The organism is Paraburkholderia madseniana (genome assembly GCF_009690905.1).
Classification (GTDB): Bacteria; Pseudomonadota; Gammaproteobacteria; order Burkholderiales; family Burkholderiaceae; genus Paraburkholderia; species Paraburkholderia madseniana.
In genome coordinates this window covers 22,250-46,133 of sequence record NZ_VOSW01000060.1, presented here as the reverse complement: position 1 = coordinate 46,133, position 23,884 = coordinate 22,250, and the positions used below count along the sequence as shown (strand labels likewise).

Below are 23,884 nucleotides of genomic sequence, written 5' to 3'. Positions count from 1 at the left end.
AGATGAATCCTGGGAAGGCGCGGCTTCAGTTGTTCTTCAGTTGCTCAACAACGACCCGCTTCTGAACGCCTTCGCTCCGGCAATGCGCGCGAATTCCAGCCCGGCCGTCGCGAAGCGCGTCAAATGCCGCGCATACAGCACGCCGGCTACGGTGCTCTTCAGTGTGACGACACGATCGGTCAACGGATCGACAATATCGGCGATCTCATGGCCGACATCGACCCAGGTACCGACTTCACAACGATACACGAGCACACCGCTGATCGGCGCGACGATCGGCTCGGCGCCGGCCAAAGGCGTGGCGGCGAATTCGAGCACCGGCAGCGGCGCCGGTGTGCCGTCGATCACGCCACGCGAGGTCAGGTACTCGATGATCGCCTGAGCGTCACGCTCCGCGTACTCGTACGACACTTCGCGTTGACCGCGCAGCTCGATCGTGACCGAGACCGAGCCGTTCGGAATCGGGAAACGCTCGCCGTAACGGCCGCGCAGATCCGACCAGCAGAAGCTGTGGATTTCGTCGAACGGATTGCCCACCGAATTCAGCGCCAGCAGCGACGCCTTGGCGTCCAGATAGCAGGCGAGCGGCTCGACTTCCGGCCACAGGTCCGGGTTCGTGTAGAGGTGCATCGCGGCTTCCCAGTCGCAGTGCAGATCGAGCACGACATCGGCGTCATACGAGAGCTTTTGCAGCGCCAGACGTTGCGATTCGAGTTCTGTTTCTGGCTTCTGCGCGTCGAGCGCTTCACGCATCGCCGCGCGGATCGCCGTGCGATTGGCGTCGATGTTGTCGGTCAGGCGCGCTTCGATGCCGGGCTGAATCAGCGCCGACAGCTCGTAGAAATTGCGGTTGAAGTTCTGCGCGCTGTTGGTCTCGAAGCGGCCCGTCAGATGGCCGAGAAAGTGCTGGTTCAGGCCGATCGGATTGGCCACCGGCACGATCACGACTTCGCCGCGCACCTTGCCGGCCGCTTCCAGCGCGGCGAGCTTGCGGCGCAACGCCCACGAAACCAGCATGCCAGGCAACTCGTCGGCATGCAGCGACGACTGGATGTAAATCTTCTGCCCGCCGCCGGGACCATAGTGAAAACTCGTCAGAATACGGGCGGTGCCGAGCGTCGGGGCAATCAGCGGATGGGTTTGGGTTTGCATGGTTTTCAAATCCGCGGGCATCTGGGGCGTGCCGCGCTATGTCGATGATTACAAGGGGAAAGGGTGTCTAAAGGTCGGTCATTGGCGGGCGGGTTCGCAGCGCCTCTAGCGCACGATCTTAGCCGATATGACGCGGCGCGTGGTCTTATGCGGCGCGGCCCGGAGCGCACGGCGCGCGGGCCGGCCGGTCAGCTTCGATCGCAGTCCAGGCGGCGCGGCAAAGCGGTCCCGCAAACGAAACGGGCTCCGCGTGATGCGGAGCCCGGTTTTTGCGAGCCGGCAAGCGCGCCGTCAGGCGCGCGTGGCTGGCTTAGCCGCCGTACACGTCGAAGTCGAAGTACTTCTTCTCGAGCTTCTTGTACGTACCGTCCTTGATGATGTCGGCAATCGCCTTGTCGACCTTCGCCTTCAGATCGGCGTCTTCCTTGCGCATGCCGATGCCTGCGCCGTTGCCGAGGATCTTCGGATCGTCGAGGTCCTTGCCGACGAAGTCGAAGCCCGCGCCGCGCGGCGTCTTCAGGAAGCCGATGTCAGCTTGCACCGCGTCTTGCAGCGCTGCGTCCAGACGGCCCGACAGCAAGTCGGCATAGACCTGGTCCTGGTTCTGATACGGCACGACCTTCGCGCCCTTCGCTTCCCAGTACGTCTTCGCGTAGGTTTCCTGGATCGTGCCTTGCTCGACGCCAACCGTCTTGCCCTTGAGCGAATCGGCGGTCGGCAGGATGCCCGAACCCTTCTTCGCGACGAGGCGCGTCGGCGTGTTGAACAGCTTCGACGAGAAGGCGATCTGTTCAGCGCGTTGCGGCGTCATGGACATCGACGACAGCACGCCGTCGAACTTCTTCGCCTTCAGGGCCGGGATCATGCCGTCGAAGTCGTTTTCGACCCACACGCACTTGGCCTTCAGGCGCGCGCAGATTTCATTGCCGAGGTCGATGTCGAAGCCCGCGAGCTTGCCGTCCGAGCCCTTGGACTCAAACGGGGGGTAGCTGGCGTCAACGCCGAAACGGATTGTCGACCAATCTTTAGCGTGTGCGCCAATCGAGACGGTTGCAAGCAGAGCAACCGTCAAAGCCGCTAGCAGTTTTTTCACTGTTTAACTCCTCGGTGTAGTTCGAATACTCCCGTATGCGGTTGTGCCGCTGCGGGACGCCCGGCGCGACTCACGACCAGGCTTGGGTTGAAGCTGCCGGCCGGGGCGGCCAGCAGCGCGCGCCAAGCTTATCAGTTCAAAAAGATAGGGTAGTTAGTGAAACACCGGATAGCGTTCGGGAATAGCTTCTAAAGCCTGAATGTGGTGGAGATTCGACGGCGCCGCCATGCGTCTTGCATGGCCTTGGGATGCTACCTGTTGTCGTGTAACGAAGCCGTAATGAAGTTGGCTAACCACGGCGCGTTGCCGGCGTACTTCGCAAGACGCGTTGTACCGGCAAAACCAGTATTCAGAATGGCGCTATTACCAGCACTTATTGCAGACTATTACGGCGAGCGCGATTGTTTCAATTGCCTGTCGGCGAGTTAAAGATTTCGCTTGAACAACCGTTAAATACAGATGAGCGTATTTGTTAAATCACACCTGACCGATTGTTTTTTCTCGATTGAGGCGGGGCCGGAACCAAAAATGCATGGCTTGGCGCTATGATCAACGCTCCGAACGGCTGCCGTTGCAGCGTACGATCATATCGGTATCTGTCTGAACAAAGTCATCGAGCACTACGCCCGCGATTAAATACCGCGCGCCTGTTTGCGTTCGTCTTAATGACCTTCTGCTAAGCGGTTGTATATGCACACGATTTCGATGGCAGACGAAATGCGCTGTTTCAAACCATCGCACCGGAGCCGAACTGCAGTCGCAGCGGCACGCGCGAAGTCACTGCGCGGCCGCGGGTTTTCCGGGTTTTTGACATTACTGATAAACGCCGCTTTCTGCTGTAGCCTTTTGTCTTCAGCACCCGTCGTGGCCGCCGACAACGTTCTGCGTGTACTGGCATGGCCCGGTTATGCGGACGCCGACGTCGTCAAGACTTTCGAGGCGCGCTACAACGCGAAGGTCGAAGTCACGCTGGTCGATTCCGACGAGGCGCTATGGGCGCAGATGCATGCTCAGGGCACGCCGCAGTTCGATGTGCTCGCTGCGAATACTGCTGAAATCGAGCGCTATACCCGCGCGAATCTGCTGGCGCCGCTCGATCTGGCCAGTTTGCCGAATACGAAAAAACAGTTGCCGCGGTTTCAGGCGCTGTCGTCGATCGAAGGGCTGACCTCGGCAGGCAATGTGTACGCCATTCCATTCACGTACTCGTCGATGGGGCTGATCTATGACCGCAAGCAGATCGCCGTTGCGCCGCGCTCGATGCGCGAATTGTGGAACCCGCGCTATCGCGGCAAGGTTCTCGACTTCAATAGCGCCCAGCATAATTTCTCGTTCACCGCGCTGGCGCTGGGCTATCCCCATCCCTTTCAGCTCGACGCCACGCAGATGCGCGTGATCGCTCACAAGCTCGTCGATCTGCGCCGCAACCTGCTGACCTATTACACGCTGCCTGAAGAAGCGACCGCGTTCTTCATCCAGCATAAAGTTGCCTTGATGTTCGGTAACTACGGCACTCAGCAGGTTGAATCGTTGCGCCGCGCCGGCGCCGACGTGGGCTACGTGATTCCCGACGAAGGGGTGCTCGCCTGGCTGGACTGCTGGTCGATGACGCGAACCGCCAACGATCGCCCGCTCGCGCTTGCGTGGATCAACTACATGCTCGAACCGGACGTCAGTGCGTTGCTGACGCAACGCCAGGGGCTCGCCAACACGTTGACGGCGCCGGCGGAGAACAGCGACAAGGCGCATATCGTCTGGATCGGCCCGGTGGAAGATATTCAGCGGCGCGAAGACCTGTGGAGCAGAATCGTGTCCGGCGACAGGTCGGAGCGTTTTTGATGATGCGCCCCGGCTTGACATTCAAGTTATCGATTCTGCTTGCGTGCATTGGCGTGCTCGCGTCCGGTGCGACCGGTTATTACACGTATCGTGCCAACCGTACGATGCTCGTGAACGAAGCCGGACACAGCCTGCTGACTTCAACGGAGCTGTTGGGCCAGCGCTTTTCCGTGGCGATCGACGATGTTGCCGCAGACGCGCTGGTGCTCGCGAGCTTGCCGTCTTTGGCGGACGTCGCGCAGACCGACGACGGCGTTGGCGCGAATGCGCCGCGCGAACAACTGGCGCAGGTGTATGCCAGCTTCATGGTTCACCACCCCGAGTACCTGCAGATTCGTTTCATTACTCGCAAGCACTTCGGACTCGAGCTGATCCGTTTCGACCGCGATGCGGACGGCCTCGTGCGGGTCGAGGGGAACAACCTGCAGGAAAAAGGCCAGTTTGCGTATGTGTTCGACACACTGGCGTTCTCGCCCGGACGCATTTACACCTCGCCGATCGCGGTGAACCACGAGTACGGCGCGCATGCCGCCGAGGGCAAACCGACACTGCGGCTCGGCACACCTGTGGCGGACGCGAGTGGCGCAGTGGTGGGCGTCGTGATTATCGATATCGATCTGGCCGGACTGTTCAACCGTTTGCAGAGCGATTTGCCGAGCGACTATCAGGTTTATCTCGCCAACGAATGGGGTGATTTCCTGGTCCATCCGGATGCCTCGAAAACGTTCGGCTTCGACAAGGGCCGCCGCGTTCTGATGCAGGACAGCTTTTCCGCTACGAGGCCGCTCTTCGATCTGTCAAAAAGCGAAGTTCTGCTGGACGGTCTCGAGCGGCCGAGGCAGGCGGCCGGTCAGGTGCTTGCTTTCGTGCGCAGACCGTTCGGCGCCTCCGAAGGCAACCGTTTTGTCGTGATCGGCCTCGCCAAGCCGCTCGAGGATGTATTGTCCGGCGCCACCCAACTGGGTAACAGAATCATTCGCATGGTGTTGATCTTCAGCGTGCTGGCGCTGTTCCTCGCGATTCTGTTTGCGCGCGCCCTGACCAAGCCTTTGCACATTCTCGCGTATGCGGCGACGCATCTGTTCGCCGAGCACGCGATGGAAACGCTGCCGCTCAAACGTACCGACGAGATCGGCATACTCGCGCGCTGCTTCGATCGTCTGCGCCGGGAAATCAAGTCGCAAATGGATGTGCTGCATAACAAGCAACGTGAGCTCGTGCATCTCGCCACGCACGACGGGCTGACCGGCCTGCCGAACCGCATGTTGTTCATGCAGAAGCTCGAGGCGGCGATCGGGGAAGCGACACGGCGCCAGGAAGGGCTTGCCGTGCTGTTCGTCGACCTCGACCGCTTCAAGCAGATCAACGACCAGTTCGGCCATTCGATTGGTGACAAGGTGCTCGCCGCGGTGGCGCAGCGGCTGAAGCAGGTGCTCTGCAGCGCGGATGTCGCCGCGCGCCTCGGCGGCGATGAGTTCATCGTGTTGGTCGAGGGGCCGCGCTCCACGGAGGCCGCACCGGGGATTGCCTCGCGCATCATGGGGGCGTTGAACGAAGAACTGCTGATCGACGGACAAAGCATGACGGTGGGCGCGAGCATCGGCATCAGCCAGTTTCCGGACGATAGCGCCACAGTGGAGGAGCTGCTGCTCCACGCCGACGCGGCGATGTATGCGGCCAAAGCCGGTGGACGGTGTGGCTATCTGCGCTACCAGGATGTGCTGGCGGCGCGCAAGCGCGAGCAGGAGAAGGCGAGCGAAGGCGCAACGGAAGGGCGTGAGGCGAAGCCGACCGCCTGAAGCGCCGAATTTCATTGCAATGCCGCAATGGCCCCTTGCGCGCCGTTTTCGTGAAGCAACTGCAATGCGTGTCGAAGCGCTTTCCTGAACTCGGGAAGGGTGGCCAGATCTTCCGGAAACACCTCACGCACAGTCAGTAACGCGTCCATCAGCGCCTGCGGCTCAGCTTGCGCGGATGCCGCGAGCGCCTTTAATCTGCCGGCCAGCGGATCGCTGATTTCGTAACGCGTGCCGTCGTCCGCGTGGCCGCGCAAAAACATCATCCAGGCCGCTATCGCCAGCGCGAGACGCGTGAACGGTTGACCTGCGCCGATTCGCGCCGCAATCGTCGCGAGCAGACGCGGTGGAATCTTCTGGCTGCCATCCATCGCGATCTGCGCGCAGCGATGTTTCAGCGCCGGATTCGCGTAGCGCTCGAGCAGTGCGTCCCGATAGGCGGCCAGGTCGAATGATGCGGGCATGGTTAGCGTCGGCGCGATTTCTTCCATCATCATCGCGTGGATGAGATTGCGCATGGCGGGGTGAGAGATCGCTGCATCGATCGTCTCGAAGCCGCCGAGCATCGACAGATAGGCCAGCGTCGAGTGCGTGCCGTTCAGCATGCGCAGCTTCGCCAGTTCGAAAGGCGTGACGTCCTCGACGAGTTGCGCGCCGACTGCGTCCCATGCGGGACGTCCCCCGGCAAAACGATCTTCAATGACCCATTGCCGGAACGGCTCGCATGGCACCGGTGCGGCATCCGCATAAACGATTGCGTGGGCTACGGTGATGCGTTCAGCGTCGGTGGTGGCCGGCACGATACGGTCGACCATCGTCGACGGAAACGCAACGTGGGCGGCGATCCAGTCGGCCAGATCGGGATCGCGTTGCCGCGCGAACGAACAGACCACCTGGCGCAGCGCGGCGCCGTTATGGGAAAGGTTGTCGCACGAGAGCACCGTGAACGGTTTGCCGTGCGCACCGTCGCGCCGCTCGCGCAATGCCGCGACGAGGATGCCTGGCACCGTGCGCGGTTCGAGCGGGTTGGCCAGATCGTGTGCAACGGCGGGATCGTCCAGCGCGACCTCGCCGGTTTTCGGGTCGCGGCAGTAGCCTTTTTCCGTGACGGTCAGCGAGACGATCTGAACCAGCGGATCCGCGAGGCGCGCGAACAGGGCGGAGCGATCGTGCGGCATGGCCAGCACTTCGCGCAGCGCACGCACGACCGTCACCTTGGCACCATGCGGCCCGCGTTCAACCACGCTATACAAACCTTGCTGCTCCATCAGCGCGTCGCGCTTGCCGACATCGCCTTGCAGCGTGACGCCGCAAATGCCCCAGTCGCCGCCCGCGGCAAGCATGGCCTCCTCCGTGTAGAGGGCTTGATGCGCGCGATGGAAGTTGCCAATCCCCAGATGAACGATGCCGATGCGCGGCTCCTGCCATTGAGGTGAGAGCAGATGTGTTTGCAGCGTAGGTAGTGCTTGGCGGACGAGGCGAGGCAAGGTAGCTACAGAAATCATGTGACGAATTCCAGGTTGCGGAAAGGCTTCAGACCGACGCCGTTCAACGGGAAAACCCTGATTTGACGTGTCGCTATACTTGTATGGTAGCATCGTTCAAACGGTTTGAGACAGGTTGACGAGTGCGATTTTCCACTTCATTTTCCACTTCAACCGGCACTCAAAATCGACATGAAAAACAGCCAGTCGCATGCCGCCGTTGTGCACGGTTCGCGACTCGCCTCTGCAAGGAAGATGTCATGAAGATCGTTCGCGCCGACGTGATCGTCACGTGCCCGGGCCGCAATTTCGTCACATTGAAAATCGTCACGGACGAAGGCGTACACGGCATCGGCGATGCAACGCTGAACGGCCGCGAACTCGCAGTCGCTTCGTATCTGAAAGACCACGTGTGCCCGTTGCTGATCGGCCGCGATCCCGGTCGTATCGAAGACACCTGGCAGTACCTCTACAAAGGCGCGTACTGGCGCCGCGGCCCTGTCACGATGACGGCGATCGCCGCGGTGGATATGGCGCTGTGGGACATTCTCGGCAAAGTAACGGACATGCCGCTGTACAAGCTGCTAGGCGGCGCGTCACGAGAAGGCGTGATGGTGTACGGCCACGCCACCGGCCGCGACATTCCCGAAGCGCTCGACCGTTACGCGGAACACATCGAAGCCGGCTATCAGGCCATTCGCATTCAATGCGGTGTGCCGAATATGCGCTCGGTGTATGGCGTGTCGAAAGGCAGTGGCATGTACGAGCCGGCCACCAAGGGCGCGGTGGAGGAGCAGAGCTGGTCGTCGGAAAAGTATCTCGACTTCGTACCCAAGCTCTTTGAAGCGGTGCGCGACAAATTCGGCTTCGATACGCATTTACTGCATGACGTCCACCACCGTTTGACGCCGATCGAGGCCGCGCGTCTCGGCAAATCGGTCGAGCCGTATCGCCTGTTCTGGATGGAAGACCCAACGCCCGCGGAAAACCAGGCCGGCTTCCGGCTGATTCGCGAACATACGGTCACGCCGATCGCCGTCGGCGAAGTCTTCAACAGCATCTGGGATTGCAAACAGTTGATCGAGGAGCAATTGATCGACTATATCCGCGCGACGTTGACGCACGCGGGTGGCATTACGCATCTGCGGCGCATTGCAGATTTCGCTTCGCTGTACCAGGTGCGAACCGGTTGTCATGGGCCGTCGGATCTGTCTCCAGTGTGCATGGGCGCGGCGCTGCATTTCGATCTGTGGGTGCCGAATTTCGGCGTGCAGGAATACATGGGCTTTCCACCCGAGGCGCTCGACGTATTCCCGCATGCATGGCGCTTCGAGCGCGGCATGATGCATCCCGGCGAAGCGCCGGGTCATGGTGTCGATATCGACGAAGCAGCGGCCGCGCGGTATCCCTACGACCCCGCGTATCTGCCGGTCGCGCGTCTCGAAGACGGGACGCTGTGGAACTGGTGAGCTGATTTCGCTTCTTCATCTTCTTTCGCGCGGCACTGAGCGCGAGACCTTTGTCATACCGGAGTCCTTCATGCTCGCAGCCGTGCTTCACGAACCCAAACTGATCCGCATCGACGAAGTCGAGCCGCCTGTACCCGGCCCCGGCCAGGTGCGAGTACGCGTGCGCGCCGGCGGCATTTGCGGCTCCGATCTGTCGTACTACTTCAAAGGCAAGAGCGGTGATTTCGCGGTGCGCGAGCCATTCGTGCTCGGACATGAAGTGGCCGGCGAGATCGATTCGCTCGGCGAGGGCGTGAGCGCGGAGAGTCGTCTGACACCCGGACAGCGTGTTGCCGTCAATCCTGGACTTGCCTGTGGGACGTGCCGCTTTTGCATCGGCGGGATGCCGAATCATTGTCTGAACATGCGCTTCATGGGCAGTGCATCGACGTTCCCGCATACGCAGGGCATGTTCCGTCAATACATCGTCGTCGCGGCGCGGCAATGCGTACCGGTGCCGGATGGCGTCGATTTTGCGCAGGCGTCGATGGCCGAGCCGCTTGCCGTTGCATTGCATGCAGTGAAGCAGGCGGGTTCGCTCGTCGGCGCGAGTGTCTTGCTGGTGGGTTGCGGGCCGATCGGTTGCATTCTGCTGAGCGTGGCGCGCCGCGCCGGTGCTCATCGCGTGGTCGCGCTGGATCTTTCGGATCGCGCGTTGCAGGTTGCGCAGCAACTCGGTGCGGATCAGACCGTGAATGCGACAGACAGCGCCACGATCGATCAATGGTCCGCGCAACGCGGCACGTTCGACGTGGTCATCGAGGCATCGGGCAGTCCCGCCGGACTCGATACGGCGCTGCGTGCGGCACGAGCCGGCGGTACGGTGATTCAGGTGGGCAATCTGCCGGCCGGCCAGTCGCCGGTGGCGGCGAACCTGGTGATGTCGAAGGAACTCCGCTATCAAGGCTCGTTCCGCTTCACTGGCGAATACGCCATCGCTGCCGATGAAATCGCCTCCGGCAAAGTCGATTTGCGACCGCTCATGACGCATGCATTCGCGATGAACGAAGCGAACCATGCGTTCGAAGTGGCTCTCGATCGCTCGCAGTCGATGAAGGTGCATCTGAACTTCGATTGAACATCGCCCGTGGCATGAGGCGTTGCACGTGACCGCTGCGCCAGGCCAATCCAGATACTTAAGCTATTCAAAACGCCCATCAAGAGGCGACCCGAAGGAGACACCTGATGATCAAGAGTCAACGCTGGTTTGTTGTCGCGCTACTGTTTCTGGCCGGCGTCATCAACTATCTCGACCGCGCGGCGCTGTCGATTGCGGCACCGTTGATCCAGAAAGACCTGCACTTCTCGCATGCGCAGTTGGGCATCGTGTTCAGCAGCTTTTTCATCGGCTATGCGCTGTTCAATTTTGTCGGCGGCGTGCTGTCGGACAAGGTCGGTGCGAAACGCGTATTCGGCACCGCGATGGGCGTGTGGTCGGTGTTCTGCGGCGCGACCGCGTTGGCCGCCGGCATCGGTTCGCTGATCGTGCTGCGTGTGCTGTTCGGCATGGGCGAAGGTCCGTTCAGCTCGTCGAACAGCAAGATGGTCAATAACTGGTTCCCGCGCAAGGAGGTCGCGAGCGCGATCGGCGTGATCAGTTCGGGCACACCGCTCGGCGGCGCGCTGGCGGGGCCGGTGGTCGGCTTCATGGCGGTGCAGTTCGGCTGGCGCTGGGCCTTTGTCGCGATCATGATGCTGGGCCTCTTGTGGCTTGTATTGTGGGCGGCAACGACCACCGAACACCCGCACGAAAACTCGCGCGTTACGCCTGATGAGATCGAACTCATCCGCGCCGGACAGGCGGACGAGCATGCGATCGCGCATTCGGCCGACGGCGAGCGGCTCGGCCTGCGGCACTTCCTGAAGAAGCCGATCATTCTTGCGACGGCCTTCGCGTTCTTCTCATACAACTACGTGCTGTTTTTCTTCCTGTCGTGGTTCCCGACCTATCTGACCGAAGCGCATCACCTGAGTCTGCGCGACATGAGTTTCGCCACGGTGATTCCGTGGCTGCTCGGCAGTATCGGGCTCGCGGCGGGCGGCTTCATCTCGGACTTCATCTTGCGCCTGACCGGTAAGCCGCTGCTGTCGCGCAAGATCGTGCTGAGTACTTGTCTGGGCGCGGCGGCGGTGTGTGTCGCGTTGGCCGGGCGTGTTGCCAGTACTCAGGGGGCGGTCGCGCTGATGTCGGTGTCGATCTTCTTCCTGTATGTGACGGGCGCGGTGTATTGGGCCGTGATTCAGGACACCGTGCCGCGCGAACACGTCGGCGGCGCGGGCGGTTTTGTGCACTTGCTGGCGAATCTGGCCGGCGTGATCGGACCCGCGGTGACGGGCTTCATCGTCGAAGCGACGCACGGGAATTACGCTAGTGCGTTCGTGCTGGCGGGGGCGATTGCCGTGCTCGGCGCGCTGTGTTCGCTGGTGTGGATTCGCGAGCCGCGAGCGAGTGCCTTAAACATGAAGCGTGCATGGTAGTATGGTGCGACACACTTTAGTGGATATCCTGGTGGGTATTCATGGTGTGCGCCGTCTCTGTCGCTATTCATTCGTTGCTATCCGCTGCTTTACCCGATGCCGACCAAGAACCTCCACGCCAACGCGTCTTCTTTCTCCTCCGATGCCTCGCTTGCGTCCCGCACAAGGCGTCGCGCGAGCGTGCAGGCCGGCGCGCGTGTCGAACTGCCGGATCTGACCGCCAGCGTCTCGTTCGACTCGCATGAGCCGATCGGCAAGCAGATTTTCCGTGCGCTGCGTCAGGCAATTTTCGTCGGTCAACTGGTGCCGGGCACGCCGCTCTCGGAGAAGGAAGTGTCCGACATGTTTCAGGTGTCGCGGCAACCGGTGCGGGAGGCGTTCATCAAATTGGTGGAAGCAGGTGTGCTTCAGGTATTGCCGCAGCGCGGCACTTTCGTGAAGCGCATTTCGCCGCGCCAGGTGCGGGAAGGGCGTTTCATTCGCGAAGCGATCGAGACGGCGGTGGTGAAGAAGGCAGCCGTGTCGATCACGGACGAGCAGTTGCAGGCACTGGCCGACAACCTTCGTGACCAGAAGCTTGCGGCGAAATCGAACGACACCGCCGCCTTCCTCGCGCTCGACGAGGCGTTTCATTACGCGATCGCCCAGGCGATCGATTGCACGGCGGCATGGGAAACGATTCAGGACATCAAGGCGCAGATGGACCGGGTGCGCTACCTGAGCTTGCCCGACGTGTCACCGCTCGATCTGCTGATCAAGCAGCACGCGAAGATTCTGGCGGGCCTGCGCGCGCACGACCCGAGCGCGGCTGAAGAAGCAATGCGCAGTCACCTGCGCGAGATTCTGATGTCGCTTGGTCCGATTGCGGAGCGCAATCCGGCGTGGTTCGATGCGGATGAACCGGAGCGCGTGCCGCTGTCGACTTAGGCCGATGTGCGGGTAGGCCGCCGGCTTGCTCGCTTACGGCCATATTACGGCCCTAGGCGTAGCCCCCCGCTGCGCCAGCCAATTTCATCCACGCATAACCCGCGGAGCCCCGTCTCGCGGCGTCCCCAGCCCCCAATCATCAGACGATTTCAGTGGCAAAAACCCGAGGGAAGTTTGCCTCGATCGGTGCTTCGTCGAGCGCTGACGCAATCGTTTGCGCCGATCTTGAGGTAACTCTGTCTGATTTGCGCCAATGCGTTTTCGGCCTATCAACTTTTGATGTGGGTTTGCCGAAAACATCGTTACAGCAACGGGATTGACTGGAGACGGGTGTGAAGCGACAGGTGTGGTTTTTGGTAGCCGTTCTCGCGCTGGCCGGGTGCGCACAGATGCCTGCGCAGAATGCCGCGCACACGGACAAGGCGCCCAACGAAGTCATCAGCTTCGAGATTCCGCCGGATGCGCTCGGGGCGCATGACCCGCAACTCACCGCCGTGCTGACCAAGGCAGGCGCACTGGCTGCCGCGCAACAGCAGTCCACGGTCGTGCTGGTCACCGCGCTGGGTCAGGATTTCGCGTACCTGAACCAGGCGGTATGGAAGGGCGTGCCTGCGCAACGCATGTCGAAGGTGAGCTTTGAGAATCGAACCGCTGGTCTGGGTCAGCCCTATAGCGTGTCGATCAGGACGGTGCAATGAAGGAGGCCATCGCGATGCTTCGAATCACCTTACTGACGGCGGCCACGCTGCTCGCCACACCTGCTTTTGCGGGCCAGCCGGGAACGGATCTGCAATCGGCCGGAGCGTTTCCTGCCACGTTTCCTCCGGCGGCGGACAAGGTTTATCCACCGTTGCCAACGCTTGCGATGCTGCCACCGTCGAGCGGCAGCGATGATGACTTGCCTGTGAAGCCGACGACGCATCGAAAGAAGTCGCGTGCGCCGATCCAGTCGCAGGAACGCAAGGGAGCGCCGCTGCCGGCTGTCCGGCTCGTCGTGTCCGATGCTTCGCATACGTACCTCGACTCCGTGCAACGGCAAATCGATCTGGCGTTGGCCAAGTAATTCGCCCGCGGCGTGGAGCTCGCCACTTTTGCTGCTATCAAGCGGAAGGATGAATCGTGTCCTTGAAACTCTTCTGTGCCGCGCTAGCGTGGCTGTCGATGTGCGGCGCGGCCTACGCGGCCGACGATTGCTTCAATGAGGCCGCGGCCTATCAGGGCGTCAATCCCTGGATATTGCGCGCGGTTGCATGGTACGAATCGAAGGGGGACCCGGACGCGATACACCAGAACGCGAACGGTTCGATCGACGTCGGCCAGTTGCAGATCAATTCGATTCATTTCGGTGACCTCGCGCGCGAGGGCGTACCGCACCGCGCATTGACCGATCCATGTGTGAACGTCTACGTGGCCGCGTGGCTGCTGAAGCAGAAGATGGTCAAATACGGCAATACCTGGCGCGCGATCGGCGCGTACCACTCGGAGTCCCCGAAGCAGCGTGACGCCTACGCCCGCAGCATCCAGCAGGTGCTGGTCGGATGGGGGCAGTTGCTGCCCGCCCGCCAAACGCTAGTCGCCGATCGCTAGTCACGAAAACGCAGCTTCGCGTGGTTATCATGAGGCCCCCGGACGGCCTCGATTTCACGCACGGCGCGGCCTCATGCATGCTGCATCGTGCGGAGAAAGCGGGGCCAGGCTGTACTTGCTGAGGCCTTCGTTGATCAGATCACATACGCGTAAAGCGGCAGTGTTGGTGGCGCTTGCCGGTATCGGCCTCGCCGTCGGCGCGCCTTTCGTTCTCAATTCGCACGCGGCGTTCGTCGGGCTGCGTAACGTCTCTCTCTACGTATTCGCCGCGCTTGCCGCGAGTGCTGCGATCAGCGCGATGGCAAAAGCGGGCAAGCTGCATCTGATGCAGACCGCGCTCGGCTTCCGGGTCAGTTTCCTGCGCACGTTTGCCATCACGCTGGCTACCGATTTCGCGTTCCTGGCTTCTCCGTTGGGCGCGGCGGGCTACGGCGTCAACATCGGCCTGCTGCAGCGCGCCGGCGCATCCTGGTCGCTTGCGACGACGGTTGTCGGCGCGGATCAGGCGCTCGATCTCGCGTTCTTCACGACCGCCGTACCGGTGTCCCTGCTGTTCGCCTTCGGACCGTTGACGCAGGTGATTCCGCGCGCGAGCGCGCCGCTTGTGTTCGGCGTGCTGGCCGGAGCCGCATGCCTCGTCGGTGTCTGCTGGATGAATCGCCGGCGCGTGGCGGCGACACTGGACGCCGCCGGCCGGCGCGTTCATTGGCTCAACGAGCGCCGCGCGAGATTGAGCCGGTTTTTCCATAGCGTTCGCCGGCAATGGCTGGAACTGGTCGCCGGACCCAAGTGGCGGCTTGCCGCGTTGTGTCTGCTCACGACGCTGCAGTGGTTGCTGCGCTACGGCGCACTCTGGTTTATCTTGCGCGAACTCGGTTACCGCCTGCCGTTGGGTTTCGTTCTGGCCGTGCAGGCCGTCGTGCTGCATGCCGCGTTGTGGACCGGCGTGCCCGCGGGTGGTGGCACCGGCGATATCGCTCTCGCTGCCGCATTCGCGAGTTGGGTGCCCCGCGCGGGCATCGCGACGGCGCTGGTGTTGTGGCGTTTCGCGACGCTTTACAGCCCTCTGGCGCTGGGCGCGGCAGGTTTCGTTGCGCTGGCAACGAGGGGGCGCAACCCACTGTCGGCCGTCGACTGAAACCTCGAGGGCCAGGCTGGAACGGCACAACGCGGCACAGTGCGGCTCACGGCGTTCGCCAGCTTCGGTAAGCGCTTCAGCGCGGACTATCGGTATCGGGCACTTTGCGCATGCGTGCCGCAAAACTCGCGCGTGAGTCCTGCTCACTGCGTAAGCGAAGCATTTGAAAGGTCTGTGAAATCAGCGCGAGCGGATAGACCGCCTTCAGGAGGTCGGCGATCATGCGCCATTCCGCACGCATGCCTTTCCAGTAGCCGAGTTTCTCTGTTTTGCGAGCCTGCGTGACGCGTGGCCAGTGAGTCACCGCAATCGGCAGACGGCGCGCGATGATGCGGCGGTTCATGAACACTTCGACCCCGAAGCGCGGCAAGCCGTGAACGTCCTGCAGGACTTCGCTTAGCAGCGCTTTTTTGACCACGCGCTCGCCGGAGACGAAATCGAGGCCGATGGCGCGGAATGCCAGCAGGCTGTTCTGGCGCAGGCTCATGCTCACTTGCGCGCTGCCTTGCAGGACAGGCAGGGCGAGCGCGCTGATGCTCTCGGCCGTCAGACCCTTCAGGTCGGCATCGAGCAGCATCAACAGTTCGCCACGCGCGGCGGCGATCCCGGTTGCCATGGCGGCGCTTTTACCGCGGTTCTCTGCGCACCGGATCAGCCGCGCCGACGCGAAACGCTCGACCACATCGGCGGTGCCGTCGGTCGAACCATCGTCCACCACGATGACTTCGTCGAGCAAAGGATGCGCGCAGGCCACGGCCAGCACCGTGCCGATGCGGGGCGCCTCGTTGTACGCGCAAATGACACAGGAGATTCGTGGAGCAGGTCTGAGCGGGGCGCGAGCGGTCATGTAAAGGGCAGTAAAGATCAACAATGGTGCGCTGCAGCACAATGCGTGTTTTTCAGCTATAGTCAGGGCACGGCATATGTCCAGAGAGGTACAGAATGTACGACGCCGAAATCGCCGCCACCCTCCTGAATCGTTGGGCCACACGTTCGTCAACGACTGACTTCGACGTCTACCTCGAGTTGTTGCGCGAAGGCAATCTCAGTTTCACCTACCAATCCGGTCACGTGCGCGACGCCGGCATTGAAGAGGGGAGCGCATTCAATATCGAATCCCTGGTATTCGGCGACGGCTCGCGCACCTTGCGCGTCGAAGCGCCTGACCAGACACCCCGCTGGACGCGCTGGGCCGCGGTGGAACCACTGCTGCCCGTCACCAGCGAGGCCTGACAACATCGTCAGACGATCCGTGCCCCGGCGCGATACGTCGCGCGCGGCACCGGCAACGCGTCGAGCATCGTGACGCGCACGAAGTCCGCGCGCAAACCCGCTTCGATCGCCCCGCGGTCATGCAGCCCCGCCGTGCGGGCCGGCTCGGCGGAAACCGTCGCCATGGCGCGCGGCAGGGTCCAGCCGGCCTTGCTCACCAGGTCGAACACAGCCGTCATCAAACTGGACGGCACGTAATCCGAGGACAGGATATCGAGCAAGTCCGCCTTCGCCAGTTCGAGGGCCGACACGTTGCCCGAATGCGAGCCGCCGCGCACGATATTCGGCGCCCCCATGATGGTCGAAATGCCATGCTCGCGTGCCGCCTCGGCGGCGATGCGGGTGGTCGGAAATTCGGCCAGCACGATACCTTCGGCCTTGGCCTGTTCGACGTGTTCGATCAGCGTGTCGTCATGGCTCGCCACGGGAATGCCGAGCCGGTTGCAGCGTGCCACGATCTCGCGGCGGTGCGCGTCGGCGTAACGTTCCTGTTCGACGGACAGTTCGACCAGGGCGGTCGCCACGTGTTCGTCAGTCAGCTTGCCGTTGCGCTCCTGGAAGCGGCGCCATTGTTCGCGGTCGTGCCATTGACGTTGGCCGGGCGTGTGATCCATTACCGAGGCGAGCCGCAGCAACGGATGCGTGCACAACGAATCGAACAACTCGACCACGTCGGCGGTGGCGATTTCGCAGCGCAGATGCAGAAAGTGTTCGGCGCGCAGCAGCTTGCGCTCCGAGAAGCGCGTGAGGGATGCGGCACATTGCATTTGCATATCGCGGCCGCGCAGCCCTACGTTCGAGCGCGAACCGATCGCGAGGGCATCGAACACCGTGGTGATGCCGGCCGCCGCCACTTGCGCGTCGTGGATCACGAAGGCGGCATCGGTATTCCATTGCACGCCCGGACGCGGCACCAGATGCTTCTCGAGGTTGTCCGTGTGCAGTTCGATCAGACCCGGCAACAGATAGTCGCCTTCCCAATCTTCCGCTTCGCGCGCCGAGGTCGTGCCACGCTCGACGTCGCGAATCATCCCGTCTTCGATGCGTAGCATGCCGGTAAATACTTCGTCTCGCGTCACGATGCGAGCGTTTTTGATCAACATCGACTTGCTCCGTAGTCTGTCCTGAGTGTTGCACCGCTGTGTTTCGATTCAGTGCGCGACTCAATGTTTCAGCTCAGTGGTTCAGTTTAGTGCCGTTTCGTGTCAGTTAGTGACGTAACGGCGGACGCAACGGCTGCTGGAGTTCAAGACGGCGTGTGGCCACCTTGTTGCGGGTATCTTCGTCGTGAAAGATGCCGACGATCGCCGCGCCGCGCTCGCGCGCTTCGACGATCAGATCGGCGACCACGTCGCGGTTTTCCGCGTCGAGCGAGGCCGTGGGCTCGTCGAGCAGCAGCAGCGGGTGCCCGGCGATCAAACCGCGGGCGATGTTCACGCGCTGCTGTTCGCCGCCGGAGAAAGTGGCGGGCGCGAGCGACCACAGCCGCTCGGGCACGTTCAATCTCGCCAGCAGGGCTGCCGCACGCGCACGCGCTTCGTCTTCGGCCACGCCGCGCGACAGCAGCGGTTCGGCGACGAGCGTCAGCGTCGGCACGCGCGGAATCACGCGCAGAAACTGGCTGACGTAGCCAACCACGCCGCGGCGCAGCCGCAACACGTCGTGCGGCTCGGCGCCGGTGATCGACACCGGCGGCCCGTCATCCGCCGCCGCATCGCGAATGGCAATCGAGCCCGAGCTGGCCAGGTAGTTGCCGTACAGACAGCGCAGCAGCGTACTCTTGCCCGCGCCTGAAGGTCCGATCAGCACGACGCACTCGCCGCGCTCGACATCGAGCGACACGCCCGCGAGCGCTTCGATCTGCACGCCGCCCTGGCCGTGAAGCGTGAAGGTTTTGCCGATGCCGACCGCGCGCAGCATCAGTGCGTTGTTCTCGATGAACGCGCGTTCGGTGGCGTGGAATTCCTTGCTTGTTTCAATGGATCGCATTGTGAGCCTCAAACCGGCAGAACCGAGGAAACCAGCGTTTGCGTGTACGGATGCTGCGGATCGTCGAGCACCTGGTCCGTCAGGCCCGACTCGACCACTTCGCCGCCTTGCATGACCATCAAACGATGTGCGAGCAGGCGCGCCACGCCGATATCGTGCGTCACGATCAGCACCGACAGATGCAGCGTGGACGTCAACGTGCGCAGCAAGTCGAGCAGACGCGCCTGCACCGAGACGTCGAGACCGGCGGTCGGCTCGTCCATGAAGACGAGGCGCGGACCGGTGACGAGGTTACGTGCGATCTGCAAACGCTGCTGCATGCCGCCGGAAAACGCCGCCGGGAATTCGTCGATGCGAGTGGCGTCGAGTTCGACACGCTCCATCCACTGCGTGGCGGTGTGGCGGATGTCGCCGTAATGGCGGGCGCCGACGGCCATCAAAGGCTCGCCGATATTCGCGCCGGCGGAGACGCCGCTGCGCAGGCCGTCGCGCGGATTCTGCTGCACGAAGCCCCACTCGGTGCGCATCAACAGACGCCGGCGCGGTTCGGACAAGGCGAGCAGATCGAGCTTTTCGCCATGCGTGGCCGTGTAGTGGAGCGAGCCGCTATCGGTTTCGGTTTTCAGGGCGAGTGCATTGAGCAGCGTGGTCTTGCCCGAACCGGATTCGCCGACGATGCACAGCACTTCGCCCGGATACAGATCGAAGCTGACATTCCTGCAGCCGTTGCGGCCGCCAAATTGTTTGGTGAGCGAACGGGCGCTCAACAGCGGCGTCATGCGGTTTCTCCTTTGCGCGCTTCGTAGGCCGGCAGCTCGAGGTCCTGATCGCCGCGGCGTTCGTGGCAGTAGTCGCTGTCCGAGCAAACGAACATGCGCTTGCCGGCGTCGTCGACGATCATTTCGTCGAGGAAGCTTTCCGTCGATCCGCAAAGCGCGCACGCGTGCTGCCACTTCTGCACTTCGAACGGATGATCGTCGAAGTCGAGACTGCGCACGGGCGTGTACGGCGGGATCGCGTGAATGCGCCGTTCGCGGCCGGCGCCGAACAATTGCAGCGCGGGGTTCATATGCATCTTCGGATTGTCGAACTTCGGAATCGGCGACGGCGAACTCAGATAGCGGTTGTTGACGATCACCGGGTAGTCGTACGTGGTGGCGATGCTGCCGTGATGCACGATGTCCTCGTACAGCTTCACGCTGATCAAGCCGTAGTCAGCCAGTGCGTGCAGCTTCTTGCATTCCGTAGCGCGCGGTTCCAGCTTGTATAGTGGTTCGGGCATCGGCACCTGATAGACCAGAATCTGCTTGTCGGTGAGCGGCGCTTCCGGAATCCGGTGACGTGTCTGGATGATCGTCGCTTCGGTCGTGCGGCGCGTGGTCGCCACGCCCGTGGTGCGCGCGAAGAAGCGGCGGATGTTGACCGCGTTGGTGGTTTCGTCGGAACCCTGATCGATGACCTTCAGCGTATCGTTCCTGCCGATGATCGCCGCGGTCACCTGAATGCCGCCCGTGCCCCAGCCGTACGGCAGGGGCATTTCCCGCGAGCCGAACGGCACCTGATAGCCCGGCACGGCGACCGCCTTGAGCAACGCGCGGCGCAGCATACGCTTGGTCTGTTCGTCGAGGTAGGCGAAGTTGTAGCCGTCCGCGGCGCTGTCGTACGACGCGGTGGTGTGAGATGTGGCCGGCGCGTTCATGCGGCTTGCTCCTGCTGATCGTGATCCCGACTCTTGCCTTGATCCTGGCCCTCTGCGCTGTGTTGCGCCCGCAGTCGCCGCACGAGTTCGAGTTCGGACTGAAAGTCGACGTAGTGAGGCAACTTCAGATGCTGAACGAAGCCGGACGCTTCGACGTTATCGCTATGCGAGAGCATGAATTCGATGTCCTGCGTCGGCGAGGCGAGCGTTTCGCCGAGCTCCTCGGCGCGCAACGCACGATCCACGAGTGCCATGGCCATGGCTTTGCGTTCCGAGTGTCCGAACGCGAGACCATAGCCTTGCGTGAAAGTAGGCGGCACGTTGCCGCTGCCGGCGAACTGGTTGATCATCTGGCATTCGGTGACATCGATGTCGCCGATTTCAACGGCTTCGCCCAGTTCGTCGAGTTCCATTTCGACGGCGATCGTGCCGAAGCGGATCTCGCCGGCAAACGGATGCGTGTGCGCGTAGCCCCGTTGGGTGGCGTAGCCCATGGCGAGCAGGAAGCCTTCGTCGCCGCGCGCGAGATTCTGCAAACGCGTGGCGCGGCTCGCGGGAAACGCGAGCGGCTCGCGCGAGAGATCACCGGGTTCCGGCGCGTCCGGCGTGGGGCGTTCCTGTTCGATCAGGCCTTCCTTGTCGAGCAGCGTGACCACACGCGGCATGGCCTCTGCTGCGGGCTGGGCGGCTTGAATGGAAGTTGGGATTGCGGCCGCATCGGTTCCGGCATCGCCTTCGGCAAGCAGCGCGAAATCCAGCAGACGTTGCGTGTAATCATAGGTCGCGCCGAGCAATTGCCCGCCGGGCACGTCCTTGAACGTTGCCGAAATACGGCGCTCAACTTGCATGGCTTCCGTGTCGATCGCCTGCGTATAACCGAAACGCGGCAACGTGGTGCGATACGCACGCAGCAGAAAGATCGCTTCGACCAGATCGCCCGCGGCCTGCTTGATCGCGAGGGCGGCGAGTTCTTCGTCGTAGACCGAACCTTCGGTCATCACTCGCGCGACGGCGAGGCGCAATTGCTCGCGAATCTGCGCGACGCTGAGCTCGGCCAGCCGCGTATCGCCGCGGCGCGACTTGTCGAGCAGACGCCACGATGCTTCGATCGCGCGTTCTCCACCCTTGACGGCAACGTACATCAGTTCACCTTCGCTTGAGTTGTGCGCGGCAGGCCGATCAACGTGCTGTCGCAGACGAGATAACAATCGATACCGCACGGAAAGAGCGGCGCGAGGGCGGCGCGTTCGCGCCAGAAGTGCTCGGGCAGACCGATCGGCGCAATCGTCGTGGTGTGCTGAATGCCGGGACCGCTGAGCACGATCGGTGCGCCACCTGTCAACGCTTCGACGCGGATCAGCAAGGTCACCGAGTGCTCAGGCGATTCCGCTTCGCCGAGTGCAAAGCTTTCCAGCGCCGGCATTGCGCTTGCGTCGTGGATATAGGCGAAGGCCGCAAGTCCCGGTTCGTCGACGAGCGGCGCGCCGGTATGAAAGCGCAGCGCCGAGCCCAGCGCCGTATCGGGCTGCGCGAGCCATACGGGCGTGGCGTAGTCGCACAGGGTCAGCAGCGCGGCGAAAGCGGCGAGCGCGGCGCGAGTGGCCCGCACCTCCGGCAAGCCTTTTTCGACGACGCCCACCGTGCCCGGGCGCGACAGTGCGTCGAGCAGCGTGCGGAATACCGCCTGGGTGTCGTGGACCGGGTCTGCGAAACCGGGTGTCAAGGTAGACAATGCAATCTGCGAGTTTTCCATCAGTCGCCTCTGACCATCGTAAAGAATTCGACGCGTGTGGCTGCGGCGTCCTGTCTGCGTTCGGCGCGTTGCGCGGCTTGCTGTTCGGCAAACGGCGCGATCAATTGCTGGTGCAAGGCGGTGTGATGTTCGGGCATTTGCAGCAACGCATCGGCAAGCGCTGCCAGTTCGGCGCGGCGGCGGTCGCGGCCCAGATGGCACGCTACGCCGACGGCTGCGGCTGCGTCACCCGTGACGCGCAAACGCAACGTGGCGCGCGTGACGGTGGCCTCGCCGAGATTGAACGGGTCGCCGCTGCCGCCGACGCGGCCGCGCACCATCGCGAGGCCGATTTCGGGTGGCCGCAGCCAGTCGTAAGCAGGGGGTGGAACGCCTTGCAGCGCGCGTTGCAGCGCGGCTTCGAGATCGGCGCGCGGGGTGCGGGCCAGCACGGCCATCCATGCGCGCCGCGTGGCGGAGGAAGGCGAGGCGGAAGTGGCACTCATCGAAATTCCTGTTGATCCAGCGAGTGGACATTTAAGCATCTATTCATCTAAACGTCTAGACGTTTAGGGGTATGCTGGCCGGGTGTTGCTGTGCATGGTCACCGTTTCACATTTCCATCACGGCTTGCGCACTACAATGCATGGCATAGCGAATATTTGAACCCAAGGGAATGACAGCTCCATGACATCGAACGACAACGCGACGCCGGGCACGCTGCTCGAACGCGGCGCGGGCGTTGCCGTCTGGCGGCAGATCGAACAGATTCTGGCAGCGGAAATTGCAGCGAGCGGCTTTGGCGAAGACGGCCGTTTGCCGAGCGAGGGCGAACTGGCCAAACGCTTCGACGTGAACCGGCATACCGTGCGCCGCGCCATGCTCGGTCTTGCCGCATTGGGCCTCGTCAGCGTCGAGCAGGGACGTGGCACCTTCGTGCAGCCCGGCGCGATCGACTATACGATCGGTCGGCGCACGCGGTTTACAGAAAACTTGCGACAGCAGCATCATGCGGCGGCGGGCACGATGTTGTCGGCCGCGCGCGTGAAGGCCGAGCCGAATGTCGCGAAGGCGCTCAGCTTGCGGGCGGGCGCCTCGGTCTACCGGATCGAGACGTTGCACGAATCGGATGGCGTGCCGCTCACGTTCGCGCGCAACTGGTATCCGGCCGCGCGTTTTCCAGACTTGCCGGAAGTGCTGGAGCGTACCGGCGGCATTACCAAGGCGATGGCCGAATTGGGCGTGACCGACTATCTGCGTAAGTGGAGCCGTATCGGCAGCGTGTTGCCTGAGCCGGAAGTAGCGCGGCGTTTGAATATCAACCGCCAGCAACCGGTGTTGTGGGTCGAAAACGTCGACGTCGATCTGGAAGGCACACCGATTAAATACGGTTTCACGCATTTTGCGGCGGACCGTGTGCAGTTGCTGGTGGAGCACGAAGTATGAGCGCCGTGGTGGGGAACACCGGCGATCAGGTCGAATGGAGCACCGGCGCGCGGTTCGCGGTCTATTACGCGCCGTCGCGCGAGTCGGCATGGTGGCGCGCCGGTTCGGCGTGGTTGGAGCGTGACGCGGAAAGCGGCGAGCGCTGTGCGGCGCCCCAGCCGGAAGGCTTGACGCGTCCGCTGGCGGAGCTAACCGAAGCCCCGCGTCGCTATGGGTGGCACGGCACGCTGGTCGCGCCGTTTCGTCTCGTTGAAGGCGTGACTCAACACGATGTGCTGGAAGCGACGCGTCAATGGGCGCATACGCAAAACCCATTCGCGTTGCCGGTCGAAGCCGCGACACTCGGCGATTTTGTGGCGCTGCGTCCCGCGGATCAGAACGGCGAAGCAAACATTGGCGCTGTTGCCGCAAGTGCACTGCGCTCGCTCGATGCACTGCGCGCGAGACCCTCCGCGGCCGATCTCTCGCGCCGTCTCGCCGCGCCATTGAGTGAACGGCAACGTGCGCTGCTGATCGAATGGGGTTATCCGTACGTCTTCGACGAATTCCGTTTTCACATGACGCTGTCCAGTTCTCTCGCCAATACCGACGAGCGCGCAACGCTGGTTGCGTGGTGGCAGGCGCAAACACCCGCGCTCGGGCCGCTCGTTATCGATCACGCGGCGCTCTTTGTCGAACCCGCGCCTGGTGAGCCGTTCGTCCTATGGCAGCGCGTGCCGTTTCAGACCCGCGAGGTGAAATAAC

At 62.6% G+C, this 23,884-nt stretch carries 24 protein-coding genes; 13 read left to right on the top strand and 11 right to left on the bottom strand.

The features are described from left to right. Positions 1–36: 36 nt before the first annotated feature. Together FSO04_RS28265 and FSO04_RS28260 are read right to left on the bottom strand one after the other, a co-directional pair. A complete protein-coding gene (locus FSO04_RS28265; RefSeq protein WP_154564713.1) occupies positions 37–1,152 on the bottom strand; it encodes a succinylglutamate desuccinylase/aspartoacylase family protein in 1,116 nt (371 codons plus the stop codon). Between the two features lie 310 nt (positions 1,153–1,462). Then, complete coding sequence (locus FSO04_RS28260; RefSeq protein ID WP_168435873.1) at positions 1,463–2,245, bottom strand: ABC transporter substrate-binding protein; 783 nt, start codon at positions 2,243–2,245, stop codon at positions 1,463–1,465. Between the two features lie 690 nt (positions 2,246–2,935). On the opposite strand from FSO04_RS28260, the gene FSO04_RS28255 reads away from it, so the two are divergent. Both FSO04_RS28255 and FSO04_RS28250 read left to right on the top strand, forming a co-directional pair. Continuing rightward, positions 2,936–4,084 carry an ABC transporter substrate-binding protein gene (locus tag FSO04_RS28255; protein ID WP_154564711.1) on the top strand — a complete coding sequence of 383 codons (1,149 nt, stop codon included), beginning with the start codon at positions 2,936–2,938 and terminating at the stop codon, positions 4,082–4,084. Then, positions 4,084–5,883 carry a diguanylate cyclase domain-containing protein gene (locus tag FSO04_RS28250; protein ID WP_154564709.1) on the top strand — a complete coding sequence of 600 codons (1,800 nt, stop codon included), beginning with the start codon at positions 4,084–4,086 and terminating at the stop codon, positions 5,881–5,883. Before FSO04_RS28255 ends, FSO04_RS28250 begins: the two co-directional genes overlap by 1 nt. An 11-nt stretch (positions 5,884–5,894) precedes the next feature. Here FSO04_RS28250 and FSO04_RS28245 read toward each other — a convergent pair whose 3' ends face one another. After that, complete coding sequence (locus FSO04_RS28245; protein WP_154564707.1) at positions 5,895–7,385, bottom strand: mannitol dehydrogenase family protein; 1,491 nt, start codon at positions 7,383–7,385, stop codon at positions 5,895–5,897. Between the two features lie 239 nt (positions 7,386–7,624). Between FSO04_RS28245 and manD the strand changes: the two genes are divergently transcribed. The 8 genes from manD (at position 7,625) to FSO04_RS28205 (ending at position 15,002) form a co-directional block, all read left to right on the top strand. Then, positions 7,625–8,833 carry a D-mannonate dehydratase ManD gene (gene manD / locus FSO04_RS28240; RefSeq protein WP_154564705.1) on the top strand — a complete coding sequence of 403 codons (1,209 nt, stop codon included), beginning with the start codon at positions 7,625–7,627 and terminating at the stop codon, positions 8,831–8,833. A gap of 70 nt (positions 8,834–8,903) precedes the next feature. Then, complete coding sequence (locus tag FSO04_RS28235; protein WP_154564703.1) at positions 8,904–9,950, top strand: L-idonate 5-dehydrogenase; 1,047 nt, start codon at positions 8,904–8,906, stop codon at positions 9,948–9,950. Positions 9,951–10,057: 107 nt separating this feature from the next. Continuing rightward, positions 10,058–11,350: an MFS transporter gene (locus tag FSO04_RS28230; protein ID WP_154564701.1), complete on the top strand. Its 1,293-nt coding sequence runs from the start codon at positions 10,058–10,060 to the stop codon at positions 11,348–11,350. Between the two features lie 96 nt (positions 11,351–11,446). Next, positions 11,447–12,277, top strand: a complete 831-nt coding sequence (locus FSO04_RS28225) for a GntR family transcriptional regulator (RefSeq protein ID WP_154564699.1) — start codon at positions 11,447–11,449, stop codon at positions 12,275–12,277. A 389-nt stretch (positions 12,278–12,666) separates the two neighbouring features. Beyond that, entirely contained in the window at positions 12,667–12,975 is a 309-nt protein-coding gene (locus FSO04_RS28220; protein WP_233465006.1) for a hypothetical protein, read from the top strand. A 14-nt stretch (positions 12,976–12,989) separates the two neighbouring features. Beyond that, entirely contained in the window at positions 12,990–13,340 is a 351-nt protein-coding gene (locus FSO04_RS28215; RefSeq protein WP_154564695.1) for a hypothetical protein, read from the top strand. Positions 13,341–13,438: 98 nt separating this feature from the next. After that, the gene (locus FSO04_RS28210) at positions 13,439–13,864 is read left to right on the top strand and encodes a lytic transglycosylase domain-containing protein (RefSeq protein ID WP_154564743.1); all 426 of its coding nucleotides are present in this window, start codon (positions 13,439–13,441) and stop codon (positions 13,862–13,864) included. Between the two features lie 130 nt (positions 13,865–13,994). Then, a complete protein-coding gene (locus tag FSO04_RS28205) occupies positions 13,995–15,002 on the top strand; it encodes a lysylphosphatidylglycerol synthase transmembrane domain-containing protein (protein WP_166618263.1) in 1,008 nt (335 codons plus the stop codon). A gap of 76 nt (positions 15,003–15,078) precedes the next feature. Here FSO04_RS28205 and FSO04_RS28200 read toward each other — a convergent pair whose 3' ends face one another. After that, positions 15,079–15,849: a glycosyltransferase family 2 protein gene (locus tag FSO04_RS28200; RefSeq protein ID WP_154564691.1), complete on the bottom strand. Its 771-nt coding sequence runs from the start codon at positions 15,847–15,849 to the stop codon at positions 15,079–15,081. 95 nt (positions 15,850–15,944) lie between these two features. On the opposite strand from FSO04_RS28200, the gene FSO04_RS28195 reads away from it, so the two are divergent. Beyond that, positions 15,945–16,235 (top strand): hypothetical protein, encoded by a 291-nt coding sequence (locus FSO04_RS28195; RefSeq protein WP_097395939.1) that lies wholly within the window; start codon positions 15,945–15,947, stop codon positions 16,233–16,235. Between the two features lie 8 nt (positions 16,236–16,243). On the opposite strand, the gene FSO04_RS28190 is transcribed toward FSO04_RS28195, so the two are convergent. The 7 genes from FSO04_RS28190 to phnG all read right to left on the bottom strand — a co-directional run bounded on the left by FSO04_RS28190 (position 16,244) and on the right by phnG (position 22,200). After that, positions 16,244–17,377 (bottom strand): alpha-D-ribose 1-methylphosphonate 5-triphosphate diphosphatase, encoded by a 1,134-nt coding sequence (locus FSO04_RS28190; RefSeq protein ID WP_154564689.1) that lies wholly within the window; start codon positions 17,375–17,377, stop codon positions 16,244–16,246. 106 nt (positions 17,378–17,483) lie between these two features. Further along, a complete protein-coding gene (phnL, locus tag FSO04_RS28185) occupies positions 17,484–18,263 on the bottom strand; it encodes a phosphonate C-P lyase system protein PhnL (RefSeq protein ID WP_154564687.1) in 780 nt (259 codons plus the stop codon). Positions 18,264–18,271: 8 nt separating this feature from the next. Then, the gene (gene phnK, locus FSO04_RS28180) at positions 18,272–19,042 is read right to left on the bottom strand and encodes a phosphonate C-P lyase system protein PhnK (RefSeq protein WP_054041997.1); all 771 of its coding nucleotides are present in this window, start codon (positions 19,040–19,042) and stop codon (positions 18,272–18,274) included. Next, positions 19,039–19,962: an alpha-D-ribose 1-methylphosphonate 5-phosphate C-P-lyase PhnJ gene (locus FSO04_RS28175; protein ID WP_154564685.1), complete on the bottom strand. Its 924-nt coding sequence runs from the start codon at positions 19,960–19,962 to the stop codon at positions 19,039–19,041. Before FSO04_RS28175 ends, phnK begins: the two co-directional genes overlap by 4 nt. Continuing rightward, on the bottom strand, positions 19,959–21,104 hold the full coding sequence (locus tag FSO04_RS28170; RefSeq protein WP_154564683.1) for a carbon-phosphorus lyase complex subunit: 1,146 nt from the start codon (positions 21,102–21,104) through the stop codon (positions 19,959–19,961). The genes FSO04_RS28175 and FSO04_RS28170 overlap by 4 nt, the downstream gene beginning before the upstream one ends. After that, positions 21,104–21,715 carry a phosphonate C-P lyase system protein PhnH gene (gene phnH / locus FSO04_RS28165; protein WP_093634778.1) on the bottom strand — a complete coding sequence of 204 codons (612 nt, stop codon included), beginning with the start codon at positions 21,713–21,715 and terminating at the stop codon, positions 21,104–21,106. The genes FSO04_RS28170 and phnH overlap by 1 nt, the downstream gene beginning before the upstream one ends. Then, entirely contained in the window at positions 21,715–22,200 is a 486-nt protein-coding gene (gene phnG, locus FSO04_RS28160; protein WP_154564681.1) for a phosphonate C-P lyase system protein PhnG, read from the bottom strand. Before phnG ends, phnH begins: the two co-directional genes overlap by 1 nt. 181 nt (positions 22,201–22,381) lie before the next feature. On the opposite strand from phnG, the gene phnF reads away from it, so the two are divergent. Both phnF and FSO04_RS28150 read left to right on the top strand, forming a co-directional pair. Beyond that, positions 22,382–23,140 carry a phosphonate metabolism transcriptional regulator PhnF gene (gene phnF, locus FSO04_RS28155; protein ID WP_154564679.1) on the top strand — a complete coding sequence of 253 codons (759 nt, stop codon included), beginning with the start codon at positions 22,382–22,384 and terminating at the stop codon, positions 23,138–23,140. After that, entirely contained in the window at positions 23,137–23,883 is a 747-nt protein-coding gene (locus FSO04_RS28150) for a DUF1045 domain-containing protein (protein ID WP_154564677.1), read from the top strand. The genes phnF and FSO04_RS28150 overlap by 4 nt, the downstream gene beginning before the upstream one ends. Position 23,884: the final 1 nt, after the last annotated feature.